This window comes from Salinibacterium sp. (genome assembly GCF_031364185.1).
GTDB lineage: Bacteria > Actinomycetota > Actinomycetes > Actinomycetales > Microbacteriaceae > Rhodoglobus.
This window is the reverse complement of sequence record NZ_JANLVV010000336.1, coordinates 23,076-30,151: the sequence shown is the minus strand read 5'-3', so window position 1 is coordinate 30,151 and position 7,076 is coordinate 23,076. Positions and strand designations below refer to the sequence as shown.

General features: G+C 63.0%; 7 protein-coding genes. 3 read left to right on the top strand and 4 right to left on the bottom strand.

The features are described 5' to 3' along the window. Positions 1-261: hypothetical protein (locus RMN95_RS14710; protein WP_309617658.1), on the top strand; the 261-nt coding region annotated here is incomplete at its 5' end. On the opposite strand, the gene RMN95_RS14705 is transcribed toward RMN95_RS14710, so the two are convergent. Next, positions 249-1,979: a DEAD/DEAH box helicase gene (locus RMN95_RS14705; RefSeq protein ID WP_309617657.1), complete on the bottom strand. Its 1,731-nt coding sequence runs from the start codon at positions 1,977-1,979 to the stop codon at positions 249-251. The two genes, RMN95_RS14710 and RMN95_RS14705, sit on opposite strands and share 13 nt — an antisense overlap. A 53-nt stretch (positions 1,980-2,032) precedes the next feature. Here RMN95_RS14705 and RMN95_RS14700 point away from each other — a divergent pair, with 53 nt between their 5' ends. Next, on the top strand, positions 2,033-2,809 hold the full coding sequence (locus tag RMN95_RS14700; protein ID WP_309617656.1) for a hypothetical protein: 777 nt from the start codon (positions 2,033-2,035) through the stop codon (positions 2,807-2,809). A gap of 29 nt (positions 2,810-2,838) precedes the next feature. Here RMN95_RS14700 and RMN95_RS14695 read toward each other — a convergent pair whose 3' ends face one another. Continuing rightward, on the bottom strand, positions 2,839-3,780 hold the full coding sequence (locus tag RMN95_RS14695; protein WP_309617655.1) for a cation diffusion facilitator family transporter: 942 nt from the start codon (positions 3,778-3,780) through the stop codon (positions 2,839-2,841). A 142-nt stretch (positions 3,781-3,922) separates the two neighbouring features. On the opposite strand from RMN95_RS14695, the gene RMN95_RS14690 reads away from it, so the two are divergent. Beyond that, a complete protein-coding gene (locus RMN95_RS14690) occupies positions 3,923-5,473 on the top strand; it encodes an SPFH domain-containing protein (protein WP_309617654.1) in 1,551 nt (516 codons plus the stop codon). A gap of 42 nt (positions 5,474-5,515) precedes the next feature. Here RMN95_RS14690 and RMN95_RS14685 read toward each other — a convergent pair whose 3' ends face one another. Further along, positions 5,516-5,836: a protealysin inhibitor emfourin gene (locus RMN95_RS14685; RefSeq protein WP_309617653.1), complete on the bottom strand. Its 321-nt coding sequence runs from the start codon at positions 5,834-5,836 to the stop codon at positions 5,516-5,518. Continuing rightward, on the bottom strand, positions 5,826-6,899 hold the full coding sequence (locus RMN95_RS14680; protein ID WP_309617652.1) for a M4 family metallopeptidase: 1,074 nt from the start codon (positions 6,897-6,899) through the stop codon (positions 5,826-5,828). The genes RMN95_RS14685 and RMN95_RS14680 overlap by 11 nt, the downstream gene beginning before the upstream one ends. Positions 6,900-7,076 lie beyond the last annotated feature (177 nt).

Genomic DNA, 7,076 nt, shown 5'->3' with positions numbered 1-7,076 from the left:
TGGGATCGTCGTTGCGGCACCGCGACGTTGCTGGGTTGCCCACTGTGGTTCATCGAATGGCAGCACACCGAGGGTCGCTACACTTCCCGAATGGATGACACGACCGCGCGAGCCACGGAGCACACCGACTCCGACGGTGCGAGCCCGCCGTGCCCGACCTGCGGCTCACCGCGAGAGCTGGTGATGCTCGAACGCTTCACAGGGTGGTGGTGTCGCGATTGCGCGGAGGCAGGGCGCCCGCCGGCGGCTCAGCCCTTGTAGCGCCCCGGTCGTTCGCCCTGCTGCGTGCCTCCGCGAGAGTCTGCCCGAATCTCGATCAGCTTGCCGCTGATGCGGGTGTCCTTCAGCTTGGCCAGCACGTGGCCCGGCAGGTCTGCGGGTAGCTCCACGATCGAGAAATCCGGTCGAATTTGGATGTGACCGAAGTCGTCCCGACTCAGGCCGCCCTCGTTAGCGAGTGCTCCGACGATCTGTCGCGGTTCAACGCGATGGCGTTTTCCCACCTCAATGCGGTACGGGGCCATGGCCTTATTCGAGCGAGGGCGTCGTTCGGGACGCTCGCCACGGTCGTCCCGAGCCACGCGCTCCTCGCGCTCGACACGCTGGGGTCGTTCGTTGTCGGCCGAGAGCAATAATGGGATGTCACCCTGCGCCACCACGGCGAGTGCTGCCGCAACATCCGCCTCAGGAACGTCGTGGTTTTTGATGTAGTGCCCGACGATGTCGCGGAAGGCGGCGATACGACCCTGTTGGTTGAGCGCTTCGGTGATGGCGTCGTCGAATCGAGCCAGTCGAGTGACGTTCACATCATCCACTGACGGTAATTGCATCTGCGTCAGTGGCTGGCGGGTCGCCTTTTCGATGGCGCCCAACAGCCTTCGCTCACGAGGTGTGACGAAGCTGATCGCCGCTCCGCTGCGTCCGGCACGACCGGTGCGGCCGATGCGGTGTACGTACGACTCAGTGTCGATCGGGATGTCGAAGTTCACCACGTGGCTGATGCGGTCGACGTCGAGGCCGCGCGCCGCGACATCCGTTGCCACCAGGATGTCGAGCTTGCCCGACTTCAACTGGCTGACGGTGCGCTCGCGCTGGGCTTGGGCCACGTCGCCGCTGATTGCTGCCGCCGAATATCCTCGAGCCCGCAGCTTCTCGGCGAGCGTCTCGGTCTCGTTCTTGGTGCGAACAAAAACGATCATGCCCTCGAAATTCTCCACCTCAAGGATGCGGGTCAGCGCATCGACCTTTTGCGGATACGACACCATGAGGTAGCGCTGCGTCGTGTTCGCCGAGGTGGTGGTCTTGTTCTCTACCGTGACCTCTTCTGCGTCCTTCAGGTATTTCTTCGAGATCCGACGAATCTGCGCCGGCATGGTGGCCGAGAACAGTGCAACCTGTTTATCGTCTGGGGTGTCGGCGAGGATCGTCTCGACATCTTCCGCGAAACCCATCTTGAGCATCTCGTCGGCCTCATCAAGAACTAGGTACTTGAGCTCTGAGAGGTCGAGTGTGCCCTTGGCGAGGTGATCCATGATGCGTCCGGGCGTACCCACCACGATGTGCACCCCGCGTCGCAGGGCCGATAGCTGAACGCCGTACGCCTGGCCGCCATAGACGGGGAGAACATGCACGCCCTTCAGATGGGAAGCGTACTGCTCGAACGCTTCGCACACCTGCAGCGCCAATTCGCGGGTGGGGGAGAGCACGAGCGCCTGCGGCTTCTTCTGCGAGACCTCCAGACGGGACAGGATCGGCAGCGCGAATGCGGCAGTCTTTCCCGTTCCGGTCTGAGCCAGGCCGACAACATCCCGGCCAGCAAGCAGCGGAGGGATGGTCGCGGCCTGGATTGCCGACGGTGACTCGTAGCCCACATCGCGCACCGCTTTCAACACCGCGTCACTCAAGCCAAGGTCGGCGAATCCCGTCGTTGCCGGGGCAGTGTCAGTTTCGGGTGGTGCGGTCGTGTCGTGGGACGTCATGCTGTCAACGGTAGTCCCCGGTCGGAACCTCGAGCCACAACTACAATTGCGGGATGACCGACCTGAGCCTGCGGATGCCCAACACGCGCCTGCGAGCCGTTCTGAACCTTGGAGTTTCGCACGCGGCATCCCTCACCCTGCCCGCTCGAATGTCGGCACCGGAACTCTTTGCTGATTGGGATGACGACGCGCAGGTGAGTGACCTGCACGTGGAATTCGGTACTGGCCAGCTTCATCTTGAGACGTCGAGCTCAGGCGTCGACCATCACTTCCATACCGGCACAGGGGAGCACCGCAACTCAAGTCCGTGGTCGATCGGAGACACTCGGGAGGTACTGGCGTGGTCGACGCTGCTGGCGAAAGACTTTCATGCCCTGATGCCTGGCCTTCTCGATGACATTGCGCAGGCCGCGGGCTGGCACGACTCGGGATTCGATCTGTACATCTGTGAGGTGGAGCAACCCGCGCAGCTCGAGCTGCTCGAGATTGAAGTGGAGGGAGAGTTGATGACCCTTCCCTGGCTGGGGGCCGGCAATGTGTCACACGACCATATTGAGGGAGAGAATCACCCGATTGCCCTGGCCTGGGGCAGCGGTGAATCAGACCCGGACCTGCCGATCGCCCAGGCGTGGACCGACGCGCGCACGGGAATCCCGCGATCGAAAGCGCTGCCCGGCGTCGACTGGGATGCCGTGGGTCTTGCCGCCGACGAAGTGTTGCCGTGGCTTGAGGGCATCTACCTCAATCACCATGTGATCCCGGATGCCGAGGGCACGCTGCTGAATGCGGTGCTGCGTCGGCTTGGCGGTCTTGACGCTGATCTCGACTAGCCCGTTCCACCCCGACCGTGGTGGAGCGGTCAGAACGTAATTGAGGGCTCGTCTGAAACCGACAGGGTGAGTATCGCCTTTTGGATCATGGTGTTCTTCTCGATAGCGCGCTCGAGGGTGCGCAGTTGCAGGGCGATCTCGCCCTCACGGTGATCGCCCTCCAGATCAACGGCGGCAACCACGAAGAGCTGCGCGGGGCCGACGAACTCGAGATGCAGGTAGGTGACCCGATTGATTTCGGGATGTTCGGCCAGCGCCCGGCCTGCGGCAGCGCGGATCCTGACATCCGGAGTCTGCCCAACCAGGAATCGACGGTTGCGATTGATCAGGATGACCGCGACCACTCCCAGGAGCAACCCGATCGCGAGCGAACCCATCGCATCCCAGGCGGAGCTTCCGGTGAGTTGGTGCAACAGGATGCCGGCGAACGCTATCGCGAGCCCCGTCAGTGCGGCAGCATCTTCGGCCAGCACAGCGCGAAGCGTGGGGTTGGAACTGTTCAGCGCGTACTCGATGGTGGTGCGCCCAAAACGTGCAGCACCCCTACGCGCCTGGACTATCGACTGCGCAAACGAGATGCCCTCCAGTACGGCGGCAATGGCGAGTACGACGTAGGCGATGCCAAAGTCCCTCGCGGGCTCGGGGTCGATGAGCTCGGTGATTCCGTGCTGCACCGACACCACGGCACCGGCAGTGAAGAGTCCCACCGCGGCGAAAAGCGACCAGACGTAAGCTTCGCGGCCGAATCCGAGAGGGTGCGACACATCTGCGGGCTTCACCGATCGCCGCTCAGCGATGAGGAGGAAAATTTCGTTGCCGGCGTCGGCCCAGGAGTGTGCGGACTCCGCGAGCATCGAGGCCGAGCCTGTGAGTGCGGCGGCCACAGACTTGGCGATCGCGACTAATAGGTTCGCCACGAACGCGATGGCGACCGTCCTGAGCTTCGCTGCTTCCTCGGCCACTTCCGTCATATGTTCACGCTAGTGCCGGGCGATGGTGTGTGGCGCCTTTCAGAACTCGACCCGCCTTCACGGTTCGAGTAAAACTCGAGATAGCGTGCCCCTCCCCGCTAGGCTCGAGTCGACCAACCCACCCTTGGAAGGGCCTCCCTACATGTTTTCTCCCGATTTTGTGATGAATGCCGTGACCGTCGGAGCCGTTGTCCTCGTTGCGCTGGGGGTCATCATCACGCTGCTGCGCGGTATCAAGGTCGCCAAACCCGACGAAGCGATCATTGTCACCTCGAGGCAGAAGGCACTGAAAAAGGGCGAGGCCGAGACGGAGAATGCCGGCCAGAAGGTCGTATTCGGTTCGCGCGTGTTCGTCAAGCCGGTGATCGAGGCGTACTTCAAACTGAGCCTGCGCAGCCGTCAGTTGAACGTGCAGGCAACTGCGCAAACGCGGGATGCCATCACCATCAGGGTCAATGCGGTCGCGGTTGTCAAGGTCGGAGGATCAGAGTCGATGGTGCGCGCGGCCGCCCAGCGTTTTCTCAACCAACAGGACCAGATCGAGACATCCACCGAAGAAGTGCTGAGTGGTTCGGTGAGGTCGATCGTCGGGCAGCTGACGGTCACCGAGATTATCACCAACCGCTCGGCCCTCCAGGGCCAGGTACTCGAGGCCGTGCGTGAATCGCTCGATGTGCAGGGCCTGACCATCGACACCCTGCAGATCAAAGAAATCGATGACGATAATGGCTACATCCGCGACCTTGGTCGTGGTGAGGCCGCACGGGTGAAACAGGTCGCCGAGATCGCTGAGTCCGTGTCACGCCAGGCGTCGGAAGAAGCGAGGATCGCCGCGGATCAGGCCGTCGCCGAATCCCAGCGCAAGCTCGACCTGCGTAACGCCGAAATCCAGAAGGAGACGGATAAAGCACGCGCCGAAGCGGCAGCGGCAGCCCCGCTGGCGGAAGCGATAGCCCAGCAGGAGGTTGTGGCCCAGCAGGAAATTACCGCAGGCAAGCGTGTTGGTCTTCGCAAGCAGGAGCTTGACGCCGAGATTCGCGCGGTCGCAGACGCCCAGGCATACTCCATCTCCAAGAAAGCCGAGGCGGATGCCACGGCCGCGGTCGCCGCCGCCAACGCGGACCGCGACTCGCGTCGCTCCAGCGCCGAAGCCATCGAAGCCGAGGGGCTTGCCGAGCGCAACCGCCGGCGCAGCGCTGCCGAGGCCGTGGAGGCCGAGGGACTGTCGGAGAAGAATCGCCGCATCGCGGCCGCCGAGGCTCTTCAGGCCGAGGGTGAGGCCGAGGCCGCATCGATCCGTGCCCGAGGTAACGCGGAGGCTGAAGCCACGAGGTCGCGCGCCGAAGCGCTCGAGCAGGGTGCCGGTGACCTGTTGCGCCAGCAGGTGATCGCTCAGCTCCCAGAGATCGTGCGCGCCGCATCCGAGCCCCTCGCCTCGATAGCCAACATGACCGTCATCTCATCGGATGGCAAAGGCGCAGAGCAGGTCGGTCAGAACGTAGCGACCCAACTCATGACGGTCAACCAGATTCTGAAAGACCTCGTGGGCATCGACATCTCCGACATCATCACTGGGCGTATGACGGGCGACGCTATCGGAAAGGGGATCGCGGGCGCCCAGTCGGCGAGTGCCCCCGCAACAGCGTCACCGGCCCGCAGTGGTCCGGCGAAGACTGCAAAGCCAGAGGCTTAGGCGGCCCGAAACTCAGCTACCCCGCGACAGGGTGCCCACGATCTACATCACGCGAGGAGTGGTACCCGACGTGCCAATAATGGGTTTCTCCTGCTGTACCCGCGTCACCAGGGTCTTCCATGGGCCCGTCAGTGATGCCTCCGGCAGCCTGGCGGAGCGACGTTTGTGGGGGGCGCGAACGGTGATGAGGTACACGAAGCGATCACGTGACACTGCATCCGAATGGATGCTGCGCCACGGGCAGGCATCGACCAGCGCGATCAGGTCAGCGGCTTCGTCAAGCGCCGCGGATACCGACCACTCATGCTTCAGGCCCGCGAAACCGCCCGAGCGGGCGACGGTGATCGTCAGTTCAGCGCTCATCCCGGCCAACTTTGACGGTGTTGGTGGCAACCCCGACGCCGCGCCAGCCCTCGCGGACGGCGGCGACTTCGGCGGAGGTGGCGCCATATCGCGCCGAAGCCGCCTCGAGCGTCGCGCTGGCGAACGCTGAAAAATCTGCCCGAGCGGTAAGGCTCGGCCCAGTGATGGTGTCGTACCAGATTTGGCCGGCGTGCTCCCAGGCGTTCCCTCCCAGTGCTTCGGCAACAAGGTAGAACGCGCGATTGGGGATGCCCGAATTCAGGTGCACGCCCCCCTCATCGTCGTCGGTATCGATGTAGTCGTCGAGGTGGCCGGGCTGGGGATCCTTCCCCAGTGTCTCGTCGTCGTACGCGGTGCCAGGCGCTTTGAGTGAGCGAAGCGCCGAGCCCTTTACTTCCGTGGTGAAGATACCCGCACCTATCAGCCATGTCGCTTCGTCGACCGACTGGTCGAGAAAGTACTGCTCCACGAGTGCGCCGAACACATCGGACACGGATTCGTTCAACGCGCCAGACTGATCGCGATAGACAAGGCCCGCCGAGTATTGCGTGATTCCGTGCGTCAGCTCATGGCCGATGACAGACAGGGAAGCGGTGAACCTGGAAAAAATTTCTCCGTCCCCGTCGCCGAAAACCATACGCTCGCCGTTCCAGAAGGCATTGTCGTAAAGCTTGCCGTAGTGGACGGTAGCGTCGAGGGGTAATCCTGCCGCGTCGATCGAATTGCGGCCGTACACTTCGGAGAACAGCGCAAAAGTTGCTCCGAGCCCCTCGTACGCTTCGTCTGCTGCCGGGTCGCCTGAGGGTCCGTCACCCTCTCGACGCACAACTGCGCCGGGTAGCGATTCGGTCGTTGCGGCATCCGCGACGGTGCGATTTGGTGCATCGACGACCTCAGCGACGAGCGTATTGTTCTCGTCGAAACTGAAGTTGAATCGCACGGAGCGCATTGTCTTGTCGTGCTCAAGAGCATTGCGTGCGGCGTTCGCGGCCACAGCGAACTTCGCGTCATCGAGCCGCGAGATTCTCACCAGCAGGTACGGGGGAACGATTCCGTGAGTCATGATGCGAGCCTGCACCGCGCCGCCGACAGGGGCTAGTCCTTACGTTTGCTCGCGGCCTTGTCTTTCTTCTCAGCCCGCTTCTCTCTCAGCGACTTGCTGGCCGCGGTCTTGGCTGTGGATTTCTTGGGTGATTTATCGGCCATGAGAATCTCCTCTTATGAGCCCGGCCTCCAGTGA